Annotated in this window: 23 protein-coding genes and 2 pseudogenes; 5 read left to right on the top strand and 20 right to left on the bottom strand. The window is 53.2% G+C overall.

What is annotated here, in order from left to right; translation table 11 throughout:
- Positions 1–271: 271 nt before the first annotated feature.
- Together CD000_RS19060 and CD000_RS06090 are read left to right on the top strand one after the other, a co-directional pair.
- Positions 272–553 (top strand): AbrB/MazE/SpoVT family DNA-binding domain-containing protein, encoded by a 282-nt coding sequence (locus CD000_RS19060; RefSeq protein WP_014195946.1) that lies wholly within the window; start codon positions 272–274, stop codon positions 551–553.
- A 20-nt stretch (positions 554–573) separates the two neighbouring features.
- On the top strand, positions 574–996 hold the full coding sequence (locus CD000_RS06090; RefSeq protein WP_013145233.1) for a type II toxin-antitoxin system death-on-curing family toxin: 423 nt from the start codon (positions 574–576) through the stop codon (positions 994–996).
- A gap of 158 nt (positions 997–1,154) precedes the next feature.
- Here CD000_RS06090 and CD000_RS06085 read toward each other — a convergent pair whose 3' ends face one another.
- From CD000_RS06085 to feoB, 3 genes and pseudogenes are all read right to left on the bottom strand, one after another.
- Positions 1,155–1,346 (bottom strand): hypothetical protein, encoded by a 192-nt coding sequence (locus CD000_RS06085; protein ID WP_096225196.1) that lies wholly within the window; start codon positions 1,344–1,346, stop codon positions 1,155–1,157.
- Positions 1,347–1,459: 113 nt separating this feature from the next.
- The gene (locus CD000_RS06080; RefSeq protein ID WP_075261408.1) at positions 1,460–1,606 is read right to left on the bottom strand and encodes a FeoB-associated Cys-rich membrane protein; all 147 of its coding nucleotides are present in this window, start codon (positions 1,604–1,606) and stop codon (positions 1,460–1,462) included.
- Positions 1,607–1,620: 14 nt separating this feature from the next.
- Positions 1,621–3,204, bottom strand: a pseudogene (gene feoB, locus CD000_RS06075) (ferrous iron transport protein B); the annotation flags it as partial.
- 131 nt (positions 3,205–3,335) lie between these two features.
- On the opposite strand from feoB, the gene CD000_RS06070 reads away from it, so the two are divergent.
- Positions 3,336–4,292 (top strand): bile acid:sodium symporter family protein, encoded by a 957-nt coding sequence (locus CD000_RS06070; protein WP_096225195.1) that lies wholly within the window; start codon positions 3,336–3,338, stop codon positions 4,290–4,292.
- A 138-nt stretch (positions 4,293–4,430) separates the two neighbouring features.
- On the opposite strand, the gene CD000_RS06065 is transcribed toward CD000_RS06070, so the two are convergent.
- The 5 genes and pseudogenes from CD000_RS06065 to CD000_RS06045 form a co-directional block, all read right to left on the bottom strand.
- A complete protein-coding gene (locus tag CD000_RS06065; protein WP_096225193.1) occupies positions 4,431–5,357 on the bottom strand; it encodes an endonuclease I family protein in 927 nt (308 codons plus the stop codon).
- A 63-nt stretch (positions 5,358–5,420) separates the two neighbouring features.
- A pseudogene (locus CD000_RS06060) lies at positions 5,421–6,427 on the bottom strand (Na+/H+ antiporter NhaC family protein).
- Between the two features lie 164 nt (positions 6,428–6,591).
- Positions 6,592–7,440 carry a metallophosphoesterase gene (locus CD000_RS06055; protein WP_096225191.1) on the bottom strand — a complete coding sequence of 283 codons (849 nt, stop codon included), beginning with the start codon at positions 7,438–7,440 and terminating at the stop codon, positions 6,592–6,594.
- A 60-nt stretch (positions 7,441–7,500) separates the two neighbouring features.
- Positions 7,501–8,076: a YkoP family protein gene (locus tag CD000_RS06050; RefSeq protein WP_198962489.1), complete on the bottom strand. Its 576-nt coding sequence runs from the start codon at positions 8,074–8,076 to the stop codon at positions 7,501–7,503.
- A 323-nt stretch (positions 8,077–8,399) separates the two neighbouring features.
- The gene (locus CD000_RS06045; RefSeq protein ID WP_047818455.1) at positions 8,400–8,705 is read right to left on the bottom strand and encodes a MerR family transcriptional regulator; all 306 of its coding nucleotides are present in this window, start codon (positions 8,703–8,705) and stop codon (positions 8,400–8,402) included.
- Positions 8,706–8,885: 180 nt separating this feature from the next.
- Here CD000_RS06045 and CD000_RS06040 point away from each other — a divergent pair, with 180 nt between their 5' ends.
- Positions 8,886–9,101: a Fur-regulated basic protein FbpA gene (locus CD000_RS06040; protein WP_050367318.1), complete on the top strand. Its 216-nt coding sequence runs from the start codon at positions 8,886–8,888 to the stop codon at positions 9,099–9,101.
- The gene (locus CD000_RS18715; protein WP_011231352.1) at positions 9,061–9,198 is read left to right on the top strand and encodes a hypothetical protein; all 138 of its coding nucleotides are present in this window, start codon (positions 9,061–9,063) and stop codon (positions 9,196–9,198) included. The genes CD000_RS06040 and CD000_RS18715 overlap by 41 nt, the downstream gene beginning before the upstream one ends.
- Positions 9,199–9,428: 230 nt before the next feature.
- Here the strand turns inward: CD000_RS18715 and CD000_RS06035 are convergent, their stop codons facing one another.
- From CD000_RS06035 to CD000_RS05980, 12 genes are all read right to left on the bottom strand, one after another.
- On the bottom strand, positions 9,429–10,631 hold the full coding sequence (locus CD000_RS06035) for a nitrate/nitrite transporter (protein WP_096225187.1): 1,203 nt from the start codon (positions 10,629–10,631) through the stop codon (positions 9,429–9,431).
- A 235-nt stretch (positions 10,632–10,866) separates the two neighbouring features.
- Positions 10,867–13,014, bottom strand: a complete 2,148-nt coding sequence (gene nasC / locus CD000_RS06030; RefSeq protein ID WP_096225185.1) for an assimilatory nitrate reductase catalytic subunit NasC — start codon at positions 13,012–13,014, stop codon at positions 10,867–10,869.
- Positions 13,011–13,331, bottom strand: a complete 321-nt coding sequence (gene nirD / locus CD000_RS06025) for a nitrite reductase small subunit NirD (RefSeq protein ID WP_014195968.1) — start codon at positions 13,329–13,331, stop codon at positions 13,011–13,013. The genes nasC and nirD overlap by 4 nt, the downstream gene beginning before the upstream one ends.
- Positions 13,332–13,482: 151 nt before the next feature.
- A complete protein-coding gene (nirB, locus tag CD000_RS06020; RefSeq protein ID WP_096225183.1) occupies positions 13,483–15,909 on the bottom strand; it encodes a nitrite reductase large subunit NirB in 2,427 nt (808 codons plus the stop codon).
- Positions 15,910–16,267: 358 nt separating this feature from the next.
- Positions 16,268–16,672, bottom strand: coding sequence for a DnaA N-terminal domain-containing protein (locus tag CD000_RS06015; protein ID WP_096225181.1), 405 nt, complete (start codon positions 16,670–16,672; stop codon positions 16,268–16,270).
- 18 nt (positions 16,673–16,690) lie between these two features.
- Positions 16,691–17,092 (bottom strand): acyl-CoA thioesterase, encoded by a 402-nt coding sequence (locus CD000_RS06010; protein ID WP_011231360.1) that lies wholly within the window; start codon positions 17,090–17,092, stop codon positions 16,691–16,693.
- A gap of 221 nt (positions 17,093–17,313) precedes the next feature.
- On the bottom strand, positions 17,314–18,501 hold the full coding sequence (locus CD000_RS06005) for an iron-containing alcohol dehydrogenase (RefSeq protein ID WP_096225179.1): 1,188 nt from the start codon (positions 18,499–18,501) through the stop codon (positions 17,314–17,316).
- Between the two features lie 75 nt (positions 18,502–18,576).
- Complete coding sequence (locus CD000_RS06000) at positions 18,577–19,611, bottom strand: nitronate monooxygenase (RefSeq protein WP_096225177.1); 1,035 nt, start codon at positions 19,609–19,611, stop codon at positions 18,577–18,579.
- A 305-nt stretch (positions 19,612–19,916) separates the two neighbouring features.
- Positions 19,917–20,219: a hypothetical protein gene (locus CD000_RS05995; protein WP_014195976.1), complete on the bottom strand. Its 303-nt coding sequence runs from the start codon at positions 20,217–20,219 to the stop codon at positions 19,917–19,919.
- Positions 20,220–20,334: 115 nt separating this feature from the next.
- Complete coding sequence (gene xylB, locus CD000_RS05990; protein ID WP_096225175.1) at positions 20,335–21,834, bottom strand: xylulokinase; 1,500 nt, start codon at positions 21,832–21,834, stop codon at positions 20,335–20,337.
- A gap of 13 nt (positions 21,835–21,847) precedes the next feature.
- Positions 21,848–23,185 carry a xylose isomerase gene (gene xylA, locus CD000_RS05985; RefSeq protein WP_096225173.1) on the bottom strand — a complete coding sequence of 446 codons (1,338 nt, stop codon included), beginning with the start codon at positions 23,183–23,185 and terminating at the stop codon, positions 21,848–21,850.
- Positions 23,186–23,446: 261 nt separating this feature from the next.
- On the bottom strand, positions 23,447–24,493 hold the full coding sequence (locus CD000_RS05980) for an aldose epimerase family protein (protein ID WP_096225172.1): 1,047 nt from the start codon (positions 24,491–24,493) through the stop codon (positions 23,447–23,449).
- Positions 24,494–24,506: the final 13 nt, after the last annotated feature.

The following is a 24,506-nucleotide window of genomic DNA, read 5'->3' as shown; positions in this document are numbered from 1 at the left end:
CTTCTTTTCGTTTTCGTCATTCTTTGAAACAAGAAACGACAAAAACAGCGTCATGTATATCCATTGAATAGTGAAAAAGAACCTACCCTCAATGGAATGATCCCCCGACTGCAAATGCGGCATGCGTTTTTCTCGTTGAAAGACAAAAAGCCCTTTTTTATTATTCCGTATTGCTTTTCGGAAGATTATTGTTATAATTGTTTATACAGTAATAATTTTATGGATAAAAACGTCCTTTTTGCCCATTATATGGAAAGGAGATGAAAAAGAAATGGACGCGGAAATGTTGGGAAGCAAGAATGACAAAACGTATACACGTCGGATTAGCCAAGTCGGGAATAGTTTGTCCGTTAGCATCCCGAAAGATTTAGCCACGATGCTAAACCTAAATAAAGGCGATGAAATCGAAATATATTACGACAAGGAACGAGGGGAAATCGTGATGAAACGCGCAAACCGAATTCCAAAAGAAGTCCGTCCTGAAGTCGTGATGGCGATGAACCGCGCGATCTCCAAATATGACGAAGCGCTGCGCAACTTGAAATATAGATAAAGGAGCAGCTGGAGGAAAACATGGTTTATTATTTGACAGCGGAAGAAATCCTATTTATCCATTACACGGTCATGGAAATGTACGACGACGCAGAACAAGCGGGGATCCAATTCCCCGATAAATTCGCGTGGATGTTGGAAAGACCGAAAACGAAATTGTTCGGGGAGGAACAGTTCCCTTCGATTATTGAAAAGGCTTGCTGCTATTACCATTCCATCGCGACAGGTCATATTTTCCACAACGGCAATAAGCGGACGGCTTTAACCGTATTCGTCACGTTCCTTGATTTGAATGGATATGAGTTCACTATGACCAATAAAGAAGCGGAAGATTTCACGGTGTACCTTGTCGAGGATGCCAAGTTCCGGGGAAATGATTGCATCCAGCATCTTGCCCACGAATTAGAGAGTTACATCCGTCCCATCCAAAAACGAAAAGAGTGAGGAAAAGAGCGGGCCAAAGCCGGGTCAAGTTCAATTATTGCGTAAAATTCCATCGCCAACACAGTAAACTTGGATGACAGGACAACAACATCGTTTTTTGCTGCTTTGTTTTTACACAACTGTGCGAACCTTGATCCAAAGCCGCCTTTTCGCTATCCTCAATTTTTAGGTATTGTCAAAAGTTTATCCTCCACACTCACGGTCTTCCCTTGAGTTTCAACGGTTGAACGAAAAAAGCTTTCTACCCCCGGTGTTTCGGCCATCATTGAGGCAACAACACCCAACAGCCAAAACAAAGAGCGGCCTGATCTTTTGTCCTCCAGAGCCCGTTGAAACGAAAGTTTGCCCATTGCATCCCCGCTTATTTTTTGGCTATCCTACAACATGGAAGCGAAAGTCTTTCGTCGGAAGATGAGAAAAACGGATTCCGATCATCGTCAGGAATCCGTTCGTCTTGAACGGGTTACCTCTCCGTCCCGCAGCTGCCTCGGCAATGGTCAGCCGCATGGCATGACGCGCACGCCCCTTTGGCGCTTTTTTTCACGTGGCGAACCAGAGTCCAGCCGGCGTAGGCAAAAATCGCTCCGCCAATGATGATATTCGCCATCATCATATTCTCTCCTTTCATGGAAAACCTACTATCTTTCCAGCTTGGTAGACAAGAAGTGAAATCATATAAGCAACCGTTAAGGCGATGCCAATCGACAACAGCGTCCATTTCCACGATCCGGTTTCTTTGCGGATCGCCGCCACGGTTGCCAGACACGGAGTGTAAAGCAAAACGAACACCATAAAGCTGAACGCCGACAGCGGCGTAAACTGGGCAGCAATCACTTTCTTCAGCCCGCTTGCTTCATGAACGTGGTAAATAATATTCATCGTCGACACCACAACTTCTTTCGCCAAAAAACCGGTGATCAACGCGGCGCCTGCCTGCCAGGCGCCAAAGCCAAGCGGCGACAACAACGGTGCGATCAACCCGCCGATCGCAGCCAGCAAACTGTCATCCATTGGAACGCCAACCCCACGCGGCCCGATGTACGTCAACAGCCAAATGGCGACCGAACCGCCGAAAATAAAGGTTCCTGCTTTGCGGATGAATCCTTTCCCTTTTTCCCATGTGCTTCGCCATAGTGTGAGCGCCTGCGGCACGCGGTATGGCGGCAATTCAATGACAAACAGCGAATTTTCGTTTTTCAAGAGCGTCGATGAGAACAACTTGGCAAGCCCCAAAGCCACTACAATGCCAAGCACGTAAAGCGAAAACACGACAAGCGCCTGCTCGCGGACGAAAAACGTGCCGGCAAACAAGGCGTACACCGGCAAGCGGGCGGAACATGACATGAACGGCAGCGCCAAGATCGTCATGAGCCGCTCTTTCGGCTGCTCAATCGTCCGCGCCGCCATCACCCCGGGAACGTTGCAGCCAAAGCCAATGATCATCGGGATAAACGCCTTGCCGTTTAACCCGATCGCTTCCATCATCCGGTCCATCACCATCGCCACGCACGCCATATATCCGGAGTCTTCAAGCAAAGAAATGAAAAAGAACAAAATGAAAATTTGCGGCACAAACACCAACACCCCGCCGACCCCAGCAACAACGCCGTCCAAGACGAGCGCCTTGATAAACGGCGATGCCCCTGCCCAGTCGAGAAAACGGGACAACCCATCTGCCAGCGGACCGGAGAAAAACGCATCAAGCCGATCGGCAAGCGGCGTCCCCAGCCAGTTAAACGTCAGCATAAACACGAGATACATCAGCGCCAAAAAAATCGGCAGCCCGACATAACGGTTTGTCACAACCACATCGATTTTTTCCGTCCATGTCAACGGTTTGTTCTCAAGCGCGATCGCCGCAACAGCGATCGCCTCACCGATCCAGCGGTCACGCGTCTCATAAATCTGTTCGGCGACCGAAGATCCGAGCTTCTGTTCCGCCTCTGCGCGGGCTTCCAGAAGCGGAGAAAGATCCAACCGCCCGCGCAAATAGGCGGCGATGCGCTCATTCCCCTCCAAAAACTGCAACGCCACCCATCGTTTGTTTCCAGGCACATCGTCCGGCAGCTGCTCGGCAATGCGACAGATCGCGCGTTCCACCTCAACGCCGTAATCAATAAAAATGCGGGAATGGTGTCCGTCTTTTGCCGACAAAATGGTGCGGGATAACTCCTTTGTCCCCTTTCCCGTCCGGGCGATGAAAGGAAGTGACTTTTTTCACAATCATTCTATATTGTCAACATTTCTTCAAAATTTGGCGATTCATTAGTTGAACTTTTCAAAAAAATGTATATAATTTCTTGTATATCTTTCCCATCTTTGTTCAAGGAGTGAGTACAGTGAATACACTAGGAAGAATAAGCAACTTTGTCGGCAATACGTTTGCGATCTGGGTGCTTTTGTTCGGAGCGCTCGCCTTTTTCGCTCCCGGCGCGTTTACGTGGATCGCTCCGTATATCGTGCCGCTTCTAGGCATCGTGATGTTTGGCATGGGATTGACGCTTTCAGCAGATGATTTCAAAGAAGTATTCAAACGTCCGCTTGATGTGTTGATCGGCGTCGTTGCCCAGTTTCTCATCATGCCGCTTATCGCGTTTTTGCTCGCTTACTTTCTGCCGGTTTCGCGTGAAGTGGCGCTTGGCATTATTTTAGTCGGCTGCTGTCCGGGCGGAACGGCGTCCAACGTCATGACGTATTTGGCGAAAGGAGATACGGCTCTGTCGGTCGCCGTCACGTCTGTTTCGACGATTTTAGCGCCGATTTTGACGCCTTCGCTCATCTTGCTTTTAGCGGGAAAATGGCTGTCCGTATCGGCCGCAGCTTTGTTTTGGTCGATCGTCAAAGTCGTCCTGATTCCGATCCTTTTAGGACTCATCGCCCAGGCTCTGTTCCAAAAGCAAGTCAAAGCGTGCATCCCGGCGCTGCCGCTCGTTTCGGTCATCGCCATCGTGGCCATTGTCGCCGCCGTCGTCGGACAAAACCAGGCGGCCATTGCCAAAAGCGGACTGCTTATTTTTCTTATTGTCGTTGTTCATAACGGATTGGGCTTGCTGCTTGGGTATTGGTTTGCCAAACTGTTTCGACTGTCACCGCCAAAACAAAAGGCGATTTCCATCGAAGTTGGCATGCAAAACTCCGGGCTTGGTGCGGCCTTAGCGACCGCCCATTTTTCGCCGCTCGCTGCTGTTCCGAGCGCCATTTTCAGCGTCTGGCACAATATTTCCGGTCCGATGGTCGCAACATACTTCCACAAACAAGCAGATCGCCAGGCGGATGAACAAACGATTTCCGCTTAACCCCTCTCACGCTTTGCCTAGCAACAAAAAAGCTGTCTTCCGAAATGAATGATCGTTTTTCGGAGACAGCTTTTCCGCTCATCTTTCTTATTCCTTGACACCCGGGACAAAAGGCAGGCACCCGCCTTTCACCTCATTTCACAGCGCCCCTTCAAACGGAAACACCATCCGCCCTGCCAGTTCAGGAAAATCAATGAACGGGTTGCGGTTGCCTTGGATGAAAAAAATCGCGCTGTTGCGATGATGTTCATACACCGTCGGTGGAAATTGTTCGTGCCAACGGACAAGGAGCGGAATATCGATTTTGCGCCGAAACGACTTTGCGATCGCCTTTGGGTAGCGAAGCAGAAAGTACAACATCGCCCTTGCCGCCGTCCCTTTGCCGTATTCCGGCTCGAAATAGCCATTATGAACGACTCCGCAACGGTTTTGGATTTGCTCGTCGGGATCTTCCGGATTGTAAAACGGGAAATCCGCGTACGGAAAATTCGACCGCATCGTATTGCACTCCGGCTGGCAAACGAATAAATGATGCAAATCGCCTTTCATCGGTTCGCGGGCGCCAAACCAAGACTGCGGCACGACATGTTCGGCATTGAATTTCCATTGCTGCTCGATCGTGTTCACCCGCTCGTGCACCTCGCCCGGCCCTTGTTTGGCTTTTTTCAGCAGCTGGCGGAATTCGTCATAACGCCGCTTCATCGTTTCCACATCTTGGACGATTAACGTTTTCGGATCTTTCCGCTCGCCCGAATACAAACTGCACACCGTTCCGTCCGGCTGCAAGTCGACCCATGTGTACAAATACTCATCCTTGCTGAAAAAATACGGCAGCCGCCGCTTATGGGTGCGCGCCACCAGTTCATGATAGCGGACAAACAACATCAATCCGTCCCCTTCAAGCGGCAGATGGCGATAATACCGTTGGCGCGCCCGCTCATCTTCTGCGGCCTGATAATACGCGTCCTCCACCGCGAGTCGCTCGTTCAACTGCTCCAGCTGGGCGGCAACATCTTCCGTTTGCCATTGGCCAAGCTCCTCAAGCCGCCGTTCCGCCTCTCCCATCGGCGCTCCCCTTTCTTTTTTCTTTTAGTGTATCATGGAAGGCGAAAGAGGGCGACAACAGCGTTAATGCAGAAGAAACGATGTCGCGCCGAACAAAACGGCGGCGATGCCGGCGGCGATCAACGATGGGATCAACTTCGTGCACGCGTATTCCATCACCGGCAAATCCAAAATAGTGCAAAGCGTCACCGTATTGTCGCTAAGCGGCGACGCAAACGCCCCGAACGTCCCACTCGCAAACACCGCGCCGATGACCGGCAAAATGTTCGTTCCCGACTGGCTCGCGAGCGTCACACCAAGCGGCATCAACATCCCCCCACGTCCCCCACGACGAGCCGATGAAATAGGAAATGACGGCGCCAAGCAAAAACAAAATCGGAGCGACGAAAAACGGCGGAATCCATTCTTTGACATGGCCCGTAATGTATTGCGAAAACCCTAAATCCTCCGCCACAGCCGACAGCGCCCAAATGAGCGCCAGCATTAAACGGAATGCTTCGGACGTACACGATGTACGGCTCCGCTCCGATGCCAGCCGTATCAAGCGCCTTATCGATGACCGACACCATATAGCCGACAAACGCGGTGGCAATTGGGATGAGCGCGACAACCGGGTTGGATGTCACCTCAATGGCAAAGCCGATTTGCTGGGACGACAGCCCAAGCCGTTTGCGCAGCGCCTTCATGATCGGCGCGACGGTGACGATGCGAAAATCGGGGTCGCTGAATGTCACCATCGTCGATATCCACGTCAGCAGCATGGCGGTTTTGGCCGATTTCACTTTTTTGCTGACGAGATGGACGAACCCTTTGATTCCCCCGGTGTATTTGATCATGCTGACAAGACCGGCGAACACATACAAGAAAATGATGATGCGAATGTTGTTCGTCTGCATCAAGTTATCGACGACGTAATGAAGCATCGTCCGCAGCCCGCCAAGCAACGACGGCGTCATGAAATAGCTGCCGACCAACAGCCCGACAAACAGCCCCGGGATGACTTGCTTCGTCCAAATCGAAATCGGGATGACGACGAAAAATGGCAAGAGAGCTTTCCACGACGGTTCCATTGGCCATTCACTCCTTTCTTTATGGCGACTGTTTCCCTTGTCTATGCAAACGGTCATTGATTTTCCCCCAACAACAGGGAGACGAGTCTACACAAAAAGCGCGCCGCATGGTGGCACGCGCAAGCGAAACCGCTTTCCTACCTAAAAAAATAAAAAGCTGCCAATTAGACAGCTTTCACCGCTTCTCTTCGGGACGGCAGCGCCAACAAGTGGAGCGTCACTTCCGGCTTCGAGCCGATTCGAATGTTCACCCCGGTTTGCCCAAGCCCTTCGTTGATATAAAACGGTTTCCCCTCCCATTCATGATAACCTTTGATCATATTCCGCTCGGTGAGCGTTTTGCTCATTTTCGCCAAATGGTACGGCTTTGGCCAATGAATTTGTCCGCCGTGGAAGTGGCCGGACAACAAGTAGTCAAAATGATAGTCTTTCATATGCGGCACGATGTCTGGATCGTGCGTCAACACGAGGTTAAGACCGTCTTTGACGCCCGCATACGCCTTTTCAATGTCGCTGCGCCCCGTGTAAAAGTCATCGATGCCAATGATATTGACGGTGTGACCGTTGACGGTAATCGTCTTCGTCTCGTTTTGCAAGACGACGCAGCCGTGCGCCTCCAGCGTCGCTTTCAGGCGCTCGAACGACTCGCCTTGCAGCACGTAATCGTGGTTGCCAAACACGGCGTACATGCCATATGTCGGATTCAACTGTTTCAACGCCGTCAAATACGGACCGAGTTTGGCGATGCTCTCCTCGCGGTCCAAAAAGTCGCCCGTTAAGGCGATCAAATCGATGCGCTCCCCTTTCAGCTTTTCATACACATCATCCGGGGAAATGGACAGCTTTTCCAAATGAAGGTCAGACAGCTGCAAAATGCGGATGGCGCCGTTCCCACCGTCCAGACTGCCGACCTGAACTTTATGCAAAACCGCTTCATACGTGTTGCGGTGGGCTTTGCGAATGGCCAAAGCAAGCAATAACAAGATTGCAAGAAAAACAAAAAAGAATGTCATCGTCTTCTCTCCTCCCTCGATACCCATTATAGTGAAACGGAGGAGAGAAGAAAGAGGGAGTTAGTGGATGAGATGGTAACCATACAATGAAAACAACTTTTCCTTCGACATCAACAAATATTTCGGCGGGCGAACAAGCGGCATGAGACGGTGTTGGGCCACTGTCATCATCGGCCAATGGGATGCCATTTTCAACCAACGGTAAAATGAATCCGCTATGTCAATGACATCAAATCCGAGTCTCTCACAACCTTTGTTTAACATCGTTACGCCGATAATCCCTTTTATGCAGGCGGACTGTTCGTGATGGTAAAGATAATGAGCAACATACGGCAAACTGGCCTTCACCTGTTCGAAAATATAACGTCCTTTTTGAATATCACCTCGATACTGCATCAGTTCGCGAAGCAGACGAACATTATGAAGGTGAATTTTCAACAGCCAGTCATTGGCCGCAATCGTCGTTCCGTCCGAAAGGTGAATGGTTTCACCCTTGTATCGAAGCAAACGGACGCGAAAAATGGAACGACAGCCGTTCTCTTTCCCACCAACATATTCGAGGCGGGAACATGCATAATAGAGCGGATCCATCAGTCCCCATACAGACAACAGCCACTGCGTCGCTTTGCTTCTCATTGGCGGCATCCTTCCCCTGTTCGTTCTATCCATTTACATTATGGAATCGATCGAGCGGCATTATAAATGGAGAAAAAAGGAGAAAAGATGGCTGCATAACCAACTGGAAGACGCGCGTACTGAGGTCCAGTTCCATTTCGCCCCCTGCTCGAGGCTTTATCAAAAAAAGCGCGCACGAATCTCTATGCGCGCCAAACAACTATGCTCTTATGATTGGACAAACGCCACTGTGTTTACATCCTGTTGGCACACGGCCAGGCGGTTTTCCGCATGCTTTGCTTCCAAGCAGGGGATGCATCCAAAATTCGAATCTGCCCGCGCCCCTAGGAACGCATCCGAAAATGCGCATTCATTTGCCCTTTCAACATCCGCTCGCGCAGCTCTTTCGTCATTTCCTGACGGATTTCCCACGTCGATACCCCTTCCTCGCGCTGATTGGCGATTTTCATCAACTGCTCCACATCGGCGAACGAATATTTGCGAATTCCTTTGGAACGGTCAGGGAACACCAGCTTCCGTTCCTCGTAATAACGAATTTGCCGCTGCGACAGCCCGGTCAGTTCGCTGACGACACCGATCGAAATGACTTTTTTGTATTTGTAATGATCCTCTTGAGGATGATCTGTCATACTCCTCACCTCAATTCGTTATATTTTCTAACGTAATTATACCAAAAATGATGTTAGCCCGCTAACTTTTGTAAATAAAATTAACATATTTTTTAAATTTCCTGTAAATGCGCTTAACACATTTGCTGTATGCTGAAGAAAAAGATGATATGGTAAAGGTAAAAACAGGGAGGGAATCGAATGGGGACATGGATGAGAAGCGCCGTGCGGAAGAAAAAGCAGTTTTACATCGAACGACTGATGCAGTTCGGCTTAGCCGCCGACCGCGAGCGTCTCGAAGAGTGGACAATGGCCGAACTGCGCCGCGAATATGAACGATTCCACCCCGCCCAGACGATCGAAGGAGGACGCCGCCATGGACAAACAAGCGCTCGAACTGGCCAAACGCATCATTGAACTCGATCTTGAGCGCGACGCGATGTTTGAGCAACTGATCGCGCTCATCGGCAACCGAGCGGATGAGCTGCTTCGATTTTTGCAAAATCGATTGTAAAACGATCGCAAATGAGAAGGTGCCCTGAATTTCTTCACGGGCACCTTTTTTCACCCTCATTCTTCAACAGAAATCCTTCCGAAATCAGCGCTAAGGCTGGAAAAACTTAAGAAACGCCGCGAACCCCCCCCTCTTTGTCAACCTAAAGAAAGGACTGTGTTTCACCAGTTTTTTCGTTCAATCAAACGATTTCCTTTGAAAGTTTGCAGCGTCTCTTTGGGTTACCCTATTCATTCTGCTGCTTTTTGAGAGAACGATTCGATCGTAACCGTCGTCCCTTGAAGGCGACGAGCAGCCATCACCGCGATCGCGAAAACGAAAGCAAGCATCCAAAACCCATACGCCGAAGAGCCGGTCCACTGCTTCATCACCCCGAGCACGTTCGGCAGCAAAAACCCTCCCAGTCCGCCAGCGGCGCCAATGATGCCCGTCAACAAGCCAACCTCTTTCGGAAACCACGTCGGAACAACTTGGAACAACGCACCGTTCGCCGCGCCAAAACAAAGGAAAAGAGCAACCATCAATCCGAACAGGACGAAAAGAGACGGCAATGTACCGATGCAAGCCAGCAACAAAGTCCCAGCGGCAAACAACAAGGAAAGAAGCCGCATTCCCCCGATCCGGTCAGCGAGATAACCGCCAATCGGCCGGATGAAACTGCCCGCAAACACGACGGCGGTGACGAAATCGCCGGCCGTGACTTTACTGACGCCGTATTCATCAAAGAAGAAAATGCCTAAGTATCCCGTCAGCCCGACAAATCCGCCGAATGACAAGCTGTAGAAGAAACAAAACAGCCATGCTTCTTTTCGACGGAGAACGGCTCCGTATTCACGCAACGAAACGGGTTTCACCGCTGTTGGACATTCACGCGCCAGCCAAGCGAATAGAAAAAAGACAACAACTAGCGGGACGAGCGCCAACCCGAACACCGCGTTCCAACCATACATCTCCGCCAGGCGCGGACCAAACAGCGTTGCCAGCACCGTCCCGCTGTTGCCGGCCCCGGCGATCCCCATGGCCAGCCCTTGATATTCTTTCGGATACCAGCGGCTCGCAAGCGGCAACGCAACGGCAAAGCTGGCTCCGCCCACCCCTAATAAAAATCCGAGCGCATACACATCCGTCATCTGATCTGCAAACCGCCAGCCCCACACAAGCGGCACAACTGTCACCGCCATGCCAAGCAGACCAGCCCGCTTCCCGCCCCAGCGGTCGGCGAGCATCCCCATCGGAATGCGAAGCAGCGCCCCGCCCAACACCGGAATGGCGACCATCAGCCCTTTTTCCGCCGGTGTGAGCGCAAACTGTTCAGCGACAAACACCCCGAGCGCACCAAGCAAGTTCCAAATCATGAAACTAATATCAAAATAGAGAAACGACGACAATAGCGTCGGCGCATGCCCGACGCGCCAAAACGATTTTCTCGCCATCTTCCCCCAACTCCCCCTTGGCACAGAATGTTCGTTATGCTAAAATGGAAATGAAAGCGATTTCTCCACCTACTTCCCGCCGTATTGCCGGGAAGTTTTTTTTCTGCATTCGTGATTCATTGAAAAATTCGGCGATTGACTAGACCCATCACCATAGCGTTCCCCACTCGCGAACCTTGATGAGTGCGGTTTCCAACTGCTGATGAGAGGCAGAACGATGTTTGAATCTTGATGGCTAATTTCTCCCTAAATCAACAACCGGCCGCACCCGAGCTGCGCACCGCTTAAACGCCGGCATCCGGCAATGCGGATCCAGTTCATCGGACGTAACGTTGTTGATTTGCCCGAGGCCGCTCCAGTGGAATGGGACAAAAATGGTATCCTCGCGAATTTGATCATTGTAACGGCTGCGGACGACCGCCGCACCGCGGCGCGTTTCAATGCGCACAAGCATCCCTGGGCCGATCCCGTATCGTTTGGCCGTCCTCGGGTGGATCTCGACGGTCGCTTCCGGCTGCCGCGCCGAGAGCGCCGGGCTCCGCCGCGTTTGCGTTCCGCTCAAATAATGAGCAAGCACCCGTCCGGTCGTTAAATAAAGCGGATACCATTCATCCGTCTCCTCTTTCTCCGGCCGAAACGGCAAAACCGCAAACCGAGCCTTGCCGTCCGGATGTGCAAACCGTTCCGTAAACAACCGAGGAGTCCCAGGATGATGCGGATCGGGGCAAGGCCAGTAGACACGTTCGCGGCGCAGACGCTCATACGTCACACCATAATAGTCCGCTTTGCCGCCGCGGCTCGCCAACCGCAGTTCATTGAAAATCTCTTCGGCTGATGTGAACGGGAAGAAGCGGCCCTTGCCAAGCTTGTGCGCAATCGCGCATAAAATTTCCCAATCATGTTTCACCTCCCCAGGACGCTTCCGAGCCGCCGGCCGAAAGCACACCCGCCCTTCGACGTTCGTCACCGTGCCTTCGTCTTCCAAATACGACGAAACAGGCAGCACGAGATCGGCCAGCTCGGCTGTTTCGGACAAAAACATATCCGCAACGACAAGAAACTTCAGTTTTTGCATCGCTTTGGCCACAAACGCCGCATTCGGGCTCGAGACGACGGGGTTCGACCCCATGACCAACAGCCCGGTGATCTCGCCCGCATCGATCTTTTGCATCATTTCATACGCTGACACCCCCTTTCTCGGCAGTTCATCCGGCGAAATGCCCCATATGTTCGCAATATACCGGCGGTGTTCCGGATGCTCAATGCTTCGATAGCCCGGCAGCTGATCGGCTTTTTGTCCATGCTCGCGCCCGCCCTGCCCGTTCCCTTGTCCGGTGATCGAGCCAAACCCAGAGCCAGGGCGACCGACTTTCCCCGCCGCCAGCACGACGTTGATCCACTGTCTGACCGCCGCATAGCCGTCCGCCTGCTGCTCCAAGCCGCGCGCCGTGAGCACGATCGCTTCGGCCGCCTCCCCGTACTTTCGTGCCGCCAAGCGAATCTTCTCTTCCGGCACGTCAGTCAGCCGGACGATCTCATCCATCTCCACTGCTTCTATGTGCTGTTTCCATTCGGCAAACCCAACCGTCCGCTCGCGCACAAACGCTTCATCGATATATCCTTCGTCAAGCAGCACTTTCCCGATGCCGACGGCCAATGCCGCATCCGTTCCGGGCTTGAGCGGCAGGTGCAGATCCGCCAACGCCGCCGTTTTCGTTTCCCGCGGATCCACCACGATGATAAAAGCGCCGTTCTTCTTCGCTTCATAAAAATACGGCATCAACGTCGGCTGGCATTCGGCGATATTGGTCCCAGCCAAAATGATCGTCTGAGCGAGCGGAATATCGGACAGTGGATTCGTCAACCCGCGGTCAAGACCGAATGCGTCGTTCATGGCCGCTGCGGCTGCCGACATGCAAAAGCGTCCGTTGTAGTCGATGTGCCGCGTCTTGAGCGCCACGCGGGCAAATTTCCCGAGCAAATACGCCTCCTCGTTCGTCAAGGATCCGCCGCCGTAAACAGCAAACGCATCGACTCCATCTTCCTTCTGAATGGAGATGATTCGTTCCGCGATTAGCGAAAGCGCCTCCTCCCAGCTGACCCGCACAAACCGGCCGTCCACTTTCGCAAGCGGAACCAACAGCCGCTCGGGATGCAAAGCGTGCTGGTGGGCGTTCATCCCCTTTAAACAAAGGCGGCCGTTGGACGTCGGGTTGTCGGTTGGGACCGCCTTGTAGCGGCGCCGTTCTACAATCCGCTCCTCCACCAGCTGAAGCGTGCACTGGACGCTGCAAAACGGACATTGGGTCGCGGCGGCCGTTTCCGACGCCCGTTCTTTTTCCTTGGCGCGAAAGTAGCGCAGCAATTCATTCGTCATCGTCATTCACCCGTTTCCTGCAACTCGACATATACACAGCCGTCTTCCACAGCCACGCGGTACGTTTTGACACACCCTTCATCCGGCGCCTGCGCCTGACCGTCTCTTAAGCAAATTTTCCAATCATGAAGCGGACAAAACACATACTCGCCGCTGACAATGCCTTGCGACAGATCACCTCCTTTATGCGGACAGCGGTTTTCAACGGCAAATACTTGATCGTCACCCGTCCGGAACAACGCCAGCTCACGATTCCCGACCCGCACGCATTTTCCGAGCCGCTTCGGCAGCTGTTCCAATGTTCCCACTTCTACTCTCATCATCACTTGATCCTCCTCGCATGGATGCATAGTCAAAGGCCAGCCTGTTGGGCAGCCTCTTTTCTCTCCGCTGAAACGCTGGATAAGGCTGGGCGGCGGAAGCAACCGGCTTTTTTGCCCGCCCATCTTTCCGTTCGCCCGCCGTCATCCCCCTTCATTCCACCGGCACCGGCTCTTTGTCGCCGATATCGCGGAACAACAGTTGCTGCAGTCTCTCGTTTTCGACGATTTCCCGCCACGGATCTTTTGTCGCCGAAAGAGCTTTGTGAAGCCGCTCAAGCAGCGCGCGGCGCGTTTCCACATCGAACAGCACTTCGCGGATATGCTCAAGCCCAACGCGCTCGACCCATTTGGACGTCCGTTCCAAATAATGCGCGGACTCGCGGTAATATTGCAAAAAAGCGCCGGTCATCTCGATCACTTCGTCTTCCGTCTTGACCGTGCAAAGCAAGTCAGCTGCACGCAAATGGGTGCCGCCGTTGCCGCCGACATAAATCTCCCATCCGCCCTCGACGCCGACGATGCCGACATCTTTAATGCCCGATTCCGCGCAGTTGCGCGGGCAGGCGGAGACGGCCATTTTCACTTTATGCGGCGTTTTCAGCCGCTCAAATGTTTGTTCCATCCGAATGCCAAGCCCGGTTGAATCTTGCGTGCCAAAGCGGCAAAACTGCTTGCCGACGCACGTTTTCACCGTCCGCAGCGCCTTGGCGTAGGCGTAGCCTGACGGCATGCCGAGATCGGCCCAAATGCGCGGCAAATCTTCTTTTTTCACCCCAAGCAAGTCGATGCGCTGCCCGCCTGTGATCTTAATCATCGGCACGTTGTATTTTTCCGCGACATCGGCGATGTTCCGCAGCTGCTCGGCTGTGGTCACCCCGCCGTATATGCGCGGCACAACGGAGTACGTGCCATCGGCCTGGATGTTGGCGTGCAGCCGTTCATTGACAAACAACGATTCCGCTTCTTCATCGTACTCACCCGGATACAACATGCCCAGGTAATAATTGAGCGCCGGACGGCATTTGGAACAGCCTTCCTCGTTTTTCCATCCCAATACGCTCATGACTTCTTTGACCGTCATCAACCGTCTTTGTTCGATGGCCTCGAGCACTTCCTCACGGCTTAGGTCCGTGCAGCCGCAGATCGTTTCTTTCACCGCATACCGATTCGCTTCTTCACCGAGCATATGCTCAAGCAGCTCGGCGACAAGCCCTTTACACCCGCCGCATGAGCGGGACGCGTTCGTATAGTCGCGCACCTCGGCGACCGTCTTGAGCCCGTGTTCGGCGATCGCCTGACAAATCGCGCCTTTTGTCACCCCGTTGCAGCCACAGACGACATCGGTATCCGCCATCGCCGCCACAAGGCTTCCTTTTCCTCCCGATGAAGCCGGCGCCAATAACGAAAGAGAAAGCGCCTCAAGCGAATCGCCGCGCTGGATCATATCAAATAGTTTTCTTCCTTCGCTCGTATCGCCAAACAGCACGGCACCAACGATTTTCCCTTCGCGAACGACGACTTTCTTGTACACCGAGCGCGCTTCGTCGTACAACTTGATCGATTCCGTGCCCTCAACGTCCATAAACTCGCCGGCCGAGAACACATCGACGCCTGACACTTTCAGTTGGGTCGAGACGACGGATCCTTCGTACGGCTTTCCTTTTCGGCCGCAAATCGCTTGTGCCAGCACTTTCCCCTGTTCATAAAGCGGAGCGACGAGTCCATACACAACACCGCGATGTTCCGCGCATTCACCGACCGCGTAAATGTGCGGCACACTCGTTTCCAAGTAGTCATTGACAACGATTCCTCGATTCACCTCAATGCCGCTTTTCCGCGCTAACTCAACATTCGGACGAATGCCGACCGCCATCACCACCAAGTCGGCGGCAATGGACGTACCGTCCTTAAATCGCACTCCTTCCACACGGCCGTTGCCGAACAATTCGGCCGTCTCTTTGCGAAGCAAAAAGTTCATCCCTTGTTTCTCCAGCTCCCGCTGCAGCAGCTTGGAAGCGGTCGGGTCAAGCTGGCGTTCCATCAAATAGTCGAAAATATGGATGACATCGACATCCATCCCTAAGTTAAGCAGGCCGCGCGCCGCCTCCAATCCAAGCAAGCCGCCGCCGATGACCGCCGCTTTTTTGTACGTCTTCGCATATTCGATCATCCGCTCGCAATCTTGGATGTCGCGAAACGCCGTCACCCCGGGCAAATCCGCTCCCGGCACCGGCAAGATAAACGGATTCGACCCTGTCGCGAAAATCAATTCATCGTATTCGACTACCCGCCCACGGTCGGTCCGGACAAGCCGCCGCTTGATGTCGACTTCCGTCACCGTTTCGCCGGCAAACAGCCGAATGCCGTTTCGTTCGTACCATTCCCAACTGTTCAACGTAATGTCATCAAGGCGCGTATCTCCTTGCAGCACCTTCGACAACAAAATCCGGTTATAGTTTGGATGCGGCTCGCTGCCAAAAATCGTAATCTCAAACGCCTCGCGATCGAGTTTTAAAATCTCCTCGATGCAGCGAACCCCCGCCATGCCGTTGCCGATTAACACGAGTTTTCGTTTCACGTCGCCATCCCTCCATACTTCATACGTTGTTCCACTTTCTTATTGTCATCGATGCAGCCAAAGCCGGATCGTCATCACCAGCAACTCCCATAATCCGATTGTTCTTGTTCGCATCACCCTCACATTCCCCCTTTGCCTTGGTTGTGCCCATCATATCACGTCAAACATGAAGCATGCATTTTTTATGTCAGTTTATATAACACACTTTTAACAAAAAACATGAATAATCGCATGAAAAATCAGAGTAATATACGTATTTGTTGGAACCATGTAACTTTTTATCACATAAAAAAGCGGCCTTCCGCCTGATGGAGCGGAGGCCGCTTCTTGTTTGGAGGGTGCTTTATTAGGGGGATGATCAGTGAATCGGACGGGATTCCAACAGTTCATCGATGATGCGCGCGTAGTGGTCAATGCGCCGCTCAAGCTCATCCACTTGCTTCTCAAGCTGGGTCATATATTGACGGAAGGTCATCGGAGCGCCGTATCGCTGTTCGAGCCGTTCTTCGATTTTCTGCCGCTCGCCGTGGACAGAGACGAAGATGCGCATCTCGCGGCCGAACACTTCGCGGACGGTTTCACTGATGAGTTCGCCATATCTTGTTTGCAGCCATTCACATTGAATCTCGTTTAGGCATTCGATGATGAGCCAATCGTCATCCACCGTCGCGGACGTCGAAGCAAACCAAGTGTCAAATGACGGGCCAGACAGCTTTTGCGCAAGCTTCGTTTTCACTTGCTCCCAAAGATGATGCTCCTTCACGCACTCACCCCCTTTCGTCTACTCGCCTGGCTGCCATACATGTTCGCGCAATTTCGCCCGAATGTCATCCGGAATCGGCTCGGGCCGCCCGGTGTCAAAATTGAAATTGACATACACCGACCGCCCTTTCGCGCACACCACCCCGTTTTGGTGGATTTCTTCATAAATCGTGAGGCTTGTGTTGCCGATGCGTTCAATGCCGGTATACACGGTCACATCTTGCCCATAATACATTTGGTTGACATAATCGACTTCCATACGGATGATCACCATCCGCCAACGTTTGAATGACAAATCAGGCGTAAACAGCTTGAAAATTTCATGCCGCCCCGCTTCAAACCAAACGGGCACGGTCGTATTGTTAATATGGCCGACGCCGTCCGTTTCTGACACGCGCGGCGTAATGACAGTCGTAAACACGAACGCCCCTCCTCCACAAGAACTGGAATCGTCTTTTGTCGAATTTCGGCGGCTGATGTATATGTGTTCGCTTCACGATGTGGAAATTCCTGCTTCACCATCAAGAAAACATGAAAACGTCGCCCCTTGAGCGGAAGGGGGATCCAACTTGAGAAGTGAGACCCTATTTCCAACAGCCAAAGAAAAAACAGGAGCCTGAAGCAGCCCCTGTTTTTGTGTTCTCACTTGTTGTTCGGTTCCATGATCGTGCCGGCGAACGCGGCTTGATAAATCGTGCGGATGTCGTCTTCCAAAAGCGGCATCGGGCTGCGGGCGAGCAGCCGTTTTTGCTGGACGGCGTCTTTTGTCAAGCTTTCTAACGCACTTTCCGGAATGCCAAAACCGCCGAGCGTCTTCGGGATGCCGACATCGGCGACGAGGCGCTCGAGCTCCTCGACGCAGCGGTGCGACGCCTCCTCCTCTGATAAAAAGCTCGAGTTGCCGCCGAGGGCGTTTAAGATATCAGCCATTCGTTTCGTGCAGCTTTGGCGAATGTAGCCCATCACATATGGCAAGAGCACGGCATTTGATTCGCCATGGGCGATATGAAACTGTCCGCCAAGCGGATACGCGAGCGCATGCACGCCGGCCACCCCGGCGTTGAAAAACGCCAAACCGGCCAGGTAGCTGCCGTTCGCCATATCGGTGCGCGCCTGTTTGTCCGTTCCGTTTTCCACCGCTTTGCGCAATGAGCGAGAAATCAGGCGCATGGCGGCGATGGCCAACCCATCCGATGTCGGACTCGCGTTGACCGACACGTACGCTTCAACCGCATGGGTAAGCGCATCAATGCCCGTCGCCGCCGTCACCCGCGGCGGGACGGAAACCGTAAGCTGCGGATCGACGATCGCCACATCCGCCAACAAATAATCATGCGTCACGACGTCTTTCGTCGTTTCTAAGGACAACACGGAGATGTTCGTCACCTCCGACCCGGTGCCTGATGTCGTCGGAATCAATATTTTCGGCAATCCTTTTTTCTCAAGTGTTCTCGTTCCAGTTAAGTTTAAATAATCGGCGACCGAACCTTCATGCACGGCCAAAACAGCGGCCAGTTTCGCCAAATCCATCGCGCTGCCGCCGCCGACGCCGATGACAAGGTCAAACTCTCCGTCGCGGACAAACGCCACCGCCTTCTCCCCTGTTTCAAGCGGCGGCTCCGGCACAACATCCGTATATACATGCACGCTGCACCCTGCTTGCCGGAGCGGAGATGCCACTTGCTCGACGAGGCCGAGTTTTTCAAGCGATGGATCGGTGATCACCAACACGTGTTTTGCCCCAAGCCTTTTTACTTCTGGAACTAACTGGCCAAGCGCCCCCCAGCCGACATGGCTGAGCGGTGGAAAGACGATGCGGGATGCGGTCATTGTTCCCTCTCCCCCTTATTCAACATTTTTTCGGAAGAATGAACGCGTTTTCTTTCCATCCGCATAACCAAACTCCTATGCTCGCCAAGCTTCCTCGAACTCCCGCTTCAGCTCTTCGACAAGCTCCGCCGCCGGAAGCTCCCGCGCCAGCCGATATCCCGTCCCGGCCCAAAGCGACATTCCCTCCGGGTCGCCCGCCTTGGCGGATGCGGCGCGCAGCGGCTTCGTCATATGGTGCACATGCGGATACGCCGCCGGCGCCAAGGCGCGATACTCCGCCATAAACCGGTTCACAAGCCCGCGCGCCGGCCGGCCGGTAAACGCCCTCGTCACGGCCGTTTCGGCAAACCGAGGATCGGCAAGCGCCTGCTTATGGAGCGGATGCGCCCCGCTTTCCGGGCAGCGCAAAAACGCCGTCCCGAGCTGCACCGCGCTCGCCCCGGCTTGGAGCGCCGCCGCGATGCCGCGCCCATCCATGATCCCGCCCGCCGCCACAAGCGGAATCCGAACCGCCGTCCGCGCTTGGGCCAGCAGCGGGAACAACGCGAGCGTCTCATCCTTTTTCGGATCGTTGCCAAACGACGCCCGATGCCCTCCCGCTTCCTCCCCTTGCACACAAAGCGCATTCGCCCCGGCTTCGGCTGCCATTTCAGCTTCCTCCACCGCCGTGACCGTCACGATCACAAACGATCCCGCCTTTTGCAAGGCAGCGATCACTTCTTTGTCCGGGCAACCAAATGTAAAGCTCACAACCGGCACTCGCTCCTGAAGAAGCACATCAAGCTTCGCCGCCCAGTCGTCGTCCTCCCATTTCGGCTCGCCGACTGACGCCCCAAACCGCTCCGCCTCCGCCGCCAGTGCTACACGGTACCGTTCGACCGCCTCCTCATCCACTGTTTTGTCCCCCGGCACAAACACATTTACCCCAAACGGCCGATCCGTCAACGTCCGCAGCTTGTGAATTTCCTTCCTCATGGCCTCCGCTGTCTTGTACCCGCCGGCCAAAAAACCAAGCCCTCCGGCGTTCGACACCGCCGCGGCCAGTTCAGGCGTCGACACCCCGCCAGCCATCGGGGCTTGGATGATCGGGATGGGAAGTGTAGAGAACATACGTATCTCCCTTCTTTCGGCTAAAACCGTTTTGCCCCTCTCCTATTTTTTCGCGCTTCGTGCTCGGATTTCCTCCCCCCTTTGTCGAATCAATCTTTACGCCGACTATGTCTTTTGCACGCTCCATGAACGACAGCTGTCCGGCCAACGCGGCGCGTTTTCAACATCTCACATACATATGGTAAGAACAGGTGTTATCCGTTGTTCAATCAATCGATCGAAACATAAAGCGAACAATACGATCCATGCCTAATCGCTGTCACCTGACGTCCAATAAACAGGCTGTTTGTTCATGATTTGTCCCTTTACTCAATATCCTTTAACAAACGGCTGGCCACTTCGATAAACGTTTTGCCATCCTCAAACGAAAAATAGCGCATGCTGTTTTCATGAACAAGTTCTTCGATTTTTGCCCATGTCTCCGTATCGCGGCGATGGTGGATGCGTTCGAGCTTCTCTACTTCCAGCTTCAAGGCACGAACCACCCACTCCGGTTCATCCGCTAGAAATCGCAAAAACTGTTCTTCTAATTGAGCATTGTAAAACGTCTGATTGTAATACGAGTCAAAGAAATATTGAAGATGTTCGAATTCTTTTCGAATGTCCATGTTTCATCTCCACCTTTCAAGTTCTCCTTTCGACAAACGTGGCGGGTCATCCTGCCTTATTGCTTGATCAAACAAAAAACTCCCCAAACCATCCACTGGTTTAGGGAGTTTATCGTCACGGCCGAAACACCTTTAACCGTTTCGCCAGTTCTTTCGTACGCGGATATACATCGCGATAAATCGCAAACAGCTCTTTGTATTTCGCCGCCGCATCCGGCCGCGGTTCGACGATGGAATCGACTTGTTTGAACGCGTCGGCGCATTCCTTGAGCGAATCAAACCAGCCGACGCCGCAGGCGGCGATCATCGCGGCGCCCAGTCCCGGCCCTTGTTCGTTTTTCAGTTTTTCCACCGGGATGCCGAAAATATCGGCTTGGATTTGCAGCCACTCGGCGCTTTTCGCCCCGCCGCCGATCGAGACGACCGATTCGATCGTTTTGCCGCTCGCTTTGATGATCTCCACCGACTCGTTGAGCGAGAACGTAATGCCTTCGATGACCGCGCGGGCGAAATCCCATTTCGTCTGCGCCGAATCAATGCCGACAAACGACCCGCGAATATCGGCGTCCGCATAAGGCGTCCGCTCGCCGACCAAATATGGCGTAAACAACAAGCCGTTGGCGCCAATCGGCGACTCGGCAGCGCGCTGGACGATCTCGGCAAACGGCACGTCCTCGGCAAACGTCCGCTTCCACCAGTCGAAACTGTAGCCCGCCGCCAGCGTCACCCCCATAATATAGTAGGCGTTCGGCTCGGCATGGTTGAAGTAATGCACTCGTCCGGCGAAATCTTTTTCCCCACTTTGCTCATACGCCAAGACGACGCCGGATGTGCCGATGCTCGACATCATGCGGCCTTCTGCCAAAATGCCCGCACCCACCGCGCCGCAAGCGTTGTCCGCTCCGCCGGCGAACACGTTCACCGATGCCGGCAGCCCGGTCTGTTCGGCCACCTCCGGACGCAGCGTCCCGACCCATGCCGTCGCCTCAACAAGCGGCGGGCAAAGCGAAAGGTCGACATCCACCGCCCGAGCGATCTCCTCGCTCCATGTTTTCTTTTCGATATCCAGCAACAGCGTCCCCGCCGCATCGGATACATCCATCGCGATGTGCCCAGTCAAACGGAAACGGACATAGTCTTTGGGCAATAAAAACGTCCGCGCCCGCTCATACAGCTCAGGTTCATGGTTTTTCACCCACAACAGTTTCGGCAGCGTAAACCCTTCGAGCGCCTCGTTTTTCGCCGCCGCAAGCAGCGTCTCTCGACCGACTTTCGCTTCAATTTCCCGGCACTCGGCTGTCGTTCGCGTGTCGTTCCATAAAATCGCGTTGCGCACGACGTTCCCGTCGCCATCGAGCAGCACAAGCCCGTGCATTTGCCCAGAAAAACTCAAGCCCACGACCGACTCCGGAGAAATGCCCGCCGTTTCCCAAACGCGGCGCAACGCCGTAATCGTCTTCTCCACCCAATCGTCCGGGCGCTGCTCACTATAGCCGGAATGAGGCTGGTAGAGGGGATAGGACTCGGTCCATTCCCCTCTGACTTGCCCATTGCGGTCGACAAGCAACACTTTCACCGCACTTGTTCCTAAATCGACGCCAATGACATATTCCACGCTCATCCCTCTTTCACGAACGAGATCCACTCGGCGCGCTGACTTCGAGCAAATATTGATTCAGCAACGTTTTCAAGCGCTCAAGACGTCCGGACGTATTGCGAATGTCGCCGAGCTGCAAGGCGTACTCCTCAAGCTTTTTGAAGTCCGCCGTCCCTTCGACGATCTCGCGGCCGATGCCTTCTGTATAGCTTTTGTACCGTTCTTCGATGAACTGTTCAAACACGCGGTCTTCCAGCAAGCGATGGGCGACTTTTAAACCGATCGCAAAGCTGTCCATCCCGGCGATATGAGCGTAGAACAAATCTTCCGGTTCGAACGAGCCTCTCCGTACTTTCGCGTCGAAGTTCAAGCCGCCGCGCCCAAGGCCGCCGTTTTGCAAAATTTCGTACATCGCCAGCGTCGTCGCATACAAGTCGGTCGGGAATTCGTCCGTATCCCAGCCGAGCAGCGTATCGCCTTGGTTCGCATCGACCGAGCCCAACATGCCATGAATGCGGGCGACGCGCAGCTCATGCTCAAACGTATGCCCGGCCAATGTCGCATGGTTCGCTTCAATGTTGAATTTGAAATGATCCTTGAGCCCGTATGTTTGCAAGAACGCCAACGCCGTCGCCACATCAAAATCGTATTGATGCTTCGTCGGTTCTTTCGGCTTCGGCTCGATCAAAAACTGGCCGTCAAAGCCGATTTCTTTCGCATAGTCAACCGCCATGTGCAAGAAGCGGGCCAAATTGTCAAGCTCCAACTTCATGTCCGTGTTCAGCAGCGTCTCATAACCTTCCCGGCCGCCCCAGAACACGTAGTTTTCCGCTCCGAGCCGCTTCGCGATCTCCAGCCCTTTTTTCACTTTTGCCGCCGCATAGGCGAACACATCGGCGTTGCACGACGTCGCCGCCCCGTGAACGAAGCGCGGATGGCTGAACAAGTTCGCCGTATTCCAAAGCAGCTTCGTTTTGCTTGTTTTCATGTATTCTTCAATCATATCGACAATTTCATCCAAATTTTTGTACGTCTCGCTGAGCGTTTCCCCTTCTGGCGCGATGTCGACGTCATGGAAGCAGAAAAACGGAACGTTCAGCTTTTCAAACAGCTCAAACGCCGCCTCGACGCGCGCCTTCGCCAGATCCATGCCGCTGTACTTATTCCATGGACGAATCATATTGCCGACGCCAAACGGATCCGACCCATCCCCCGTAAACGTATGCCAATAGGCCGCTGAAAAGCGCAAATGCTCTTCCATTGTTTTATCGCCGACTTTTTCTTCTGGATTATAAAACTTAAACGCCAACGGATTGCGCGACTCTGGTCCTTCATATGGAATGGTGCCGATATTCGGGAAATACGCCATGTCCAAGTCCTCCTTAAATAAGCGAGAATGATTTGTTTCAGTTTTATTATAACGCTTTCATATTTGTTTGTCTATCATATAAACAAAGTATTCTCACCTGTAAAACCACAACTATGTTGGTTGAAGTTTTACAGGGGGGATGGGCATACGATCCCCCACACTCTAGATGTTACCGTTTTTTATTACGTAATGCTTTACATCCCGACACTTGTTATGATGACTTTCTGTTTCCACAACTGCTTTCAGATTTTAAAATTCAACTTAGTCAACACTAAATCGATACCTTGTCATCGACACCTGCTCCTTGTCAGCCGGCAATACGATCGACGGAAACTGCGGATGGTGAACCGCATCCGGAAGCCCTTGCGTTTCTAAGCAAATGCCGAGATATTTCCGCGACGGCACGCCGCCCAAATCCAACCCTTCCGGCAACTGGTTCGACGTGTACACGACGACGCCGACTTCATCCGTCTCGACGGTCAATATCCGCCCACTCTCTGGATCGGAAAGCACAATCTCTTTGTCATGATGCCGGTCGAGCCAAAACGGATGGTCATAGCCTCCGCCAACGAGTTCGATTTGCGGATGCCCGGATTCGACCGCCTCCCGTATCGTCTTTCCTTGCCGCAAATCAAACGGCGTGCCGGCGACATCCAAGACGCGGCCTGTCGGAATCAACTCCTCATTCAGCTCCAACACACGGGAGCTTTGGATGGTCAGCGTGTGATCCAAAATATCACGCTTGCCGTTGCCGCTCAAGTTAAAATACGTATGGTTCGTCAAATTGACGAGCGTCGTTTTGTCCGAACGAGCCCGGTACGTGACGGTCCATTCGTTGTTATTATTGAGCCAATACGCTACTTGAACATGAACCGTTCCCGGATATCCCTCCTCCCCGTCCGGGCTTGTGTACGAAAAGACGATCCCAACCGCATCATCGCGCTGAACCGGTTCCGCCTGCCAAAGCACACGATGGAATCCGTTCGGGCCGCCGTGCAAGTGGTTGTTGTTCTCATTTTTCGCCAACCGGTACGTGACGCCATCAAGCTCAAAACTCGCCCCTTGAATGCGCCCCGCCACCCGGCCGATCACCGCCCCAAAATAAGGAGCGTTGGTTAAATACGGTTCAAACCGATCAAACCCAAGTACGACATTTTCGATATTGCCGTTCCGGTCTGGAACGCGGATGTCCGTCACGATGCATCCGTAGTTTGTCGCCGACAGTCCCATGCCGCGATCATTGACCAAGGTGAACAACAGAATATCGTTTCCATTAAGTTCGGACCACTTTTCGTATGTAATGTTCATCTCGATTCTCCTT

This window comes from Geobacillus sp. FJAT-46040 (genome assembly GCF_002335725.1).
GTDB classification, from domain to species: Bacteria; Bacillota; Bacilli; order Bacillales; family Anoxybacillaceae; genus Geobacillus; species Geobacillus thermoleovorans.
This window is presented reverse-complemented; position numbering and strand designations above follow the sequence as displayed.

What these genes read in the sequence shown, in the direction of transcription:
- CD000_RS06040 (WP_050367318.1), top strand. Translation starts at nt 8,886, where the DNA reads ATGGGGACATGGATGAGAAGCGCCGTGCGGAAGAAAAAGCAGTTTTAC.
- CD000_RS06080 (WP_075261408.1), bottom strand. Translation starts at nt 1,606, where the DNA reads ATGATGGCGAATATCATCATTGGCGGAGCGATTTTTGCCTACGCCGGC.
- CD000_RS05995 (WP_014195976.1), bottom strand. Translation starts at nt 20,219, where the DNA reads ATGGACATTCGAAAAGAATTCGAACATCTTCAATATTTCTTTGACTCG.
- CD000_RS06045 (WP_047818455.1), bottom strand. Translation starts at nt 8,705, where the DNA reads ATGACAGATCATCCTCAAGAGGATCATTACAAATACAAAAAAGTCATT.
- CD000_RS05980 (WP_096225172.1), bottom strand. Translation starts at nt 24,493, where the DNA reads ATGAACATTACATACGAAAAGTGGTCCGAACTTAATGGAAACGATATT.
- CD000_RS06090 (WP_013145233.1), top strand. Translation starts at nt 574, where the DNA reads ATGGTTTATTATTTGACAGCGGAAGAAATCCTATTTATCCATTACACG.
- CD000_RS18715 (WP_011231352.1), top strand. Translation starts at nt 9,061, where the DNA reads ATGGACAAACAAGCGCTCGAACTGGCCAAACGCATCATTGAACTCGAT.
- CD000_RS06065 (WP_096225193.1), bottom strand. Translation starts at nt 5,357, where the DNA reads ATGGGAGAGGCGGAACGGCGGCTTGAGGAGCTTGGCCAATGGCAAACG.
- CD000_RS06005 (WP_096225179.1), bottom strand. Translation starts at nt 18,501, where the DNA reads ATGACCGCATCCCGCATCGTCTTTCCACCGCTCAGCCATGTCGGCTGG.
- CD000_RS06000 (WP_096225177.1), bottom strand. Translation starts at nt 19,611, where the DNA reads ATGTTCTCTACACTTCCCATCCCGATCATCCAAGCCCCGATGGCTGGC.
- CD000_RS06035 (WP_096225187.1), bottom strand. Translation starts at nt 10,631, where the DNA reads ATGGCGAGAAAATCGTTTTGGCGCGTCGGGCATGCGCCGACGCTATTG.
- CD000_RS06050 (WP_198962489.1), bottom strand. Translation starts at nt 8,076, where the DNA reads ATGAGAAGCAAAGCGACGCAGTGGCTGTTGTCTGTATGGGGACTGATG.
- CD000_RS06055 (WP_096225191.1), bottom strand. Translation starts at nt 7,440, where the DNA reads ATGACATTCTTTTTTGTTTTTCTTGCAATCTTGTTATTGCTTGCTTTG.
- nirD (WP_014195968.1), bottom strand. Translation starts at nt 13,331, where the DNA reads ATGATGAGAGTAGAAGTGGGAACATTGGAACAGCTGCCGAAGCGGCTC.
- CD000_RS19060 (WP_014195946.1), top strand. Translation starts at nt 272, where the DNA reads ATGGACGCGGAAATGTTGGGAAGCAAGAATGACAAAACGTATACACGT.
- CD000_RS06085 (WP_096225196.1), bottom strand. Translation starts at nt 1,346, where the DNA reads ATGGGCAAACTTTCGTTTCAACGGGCTCTGGAGGACAAAAGATCAGGC.
- nasC (WP_096225185.1), bottom strand. Translation starts at nt 13,014, where the DNA reads ATGACGATGACGAATGAATTGCTGCGCTACTTTCGCGCCAAGGAAAAA.
- xylA (WP_096225173.1), bottom strand. Translation starts at nt 23,185, where the DNA reads ATGGCGTATTTCCCGAATATCGGCACCATTCCATATGAAGGACCAGAG.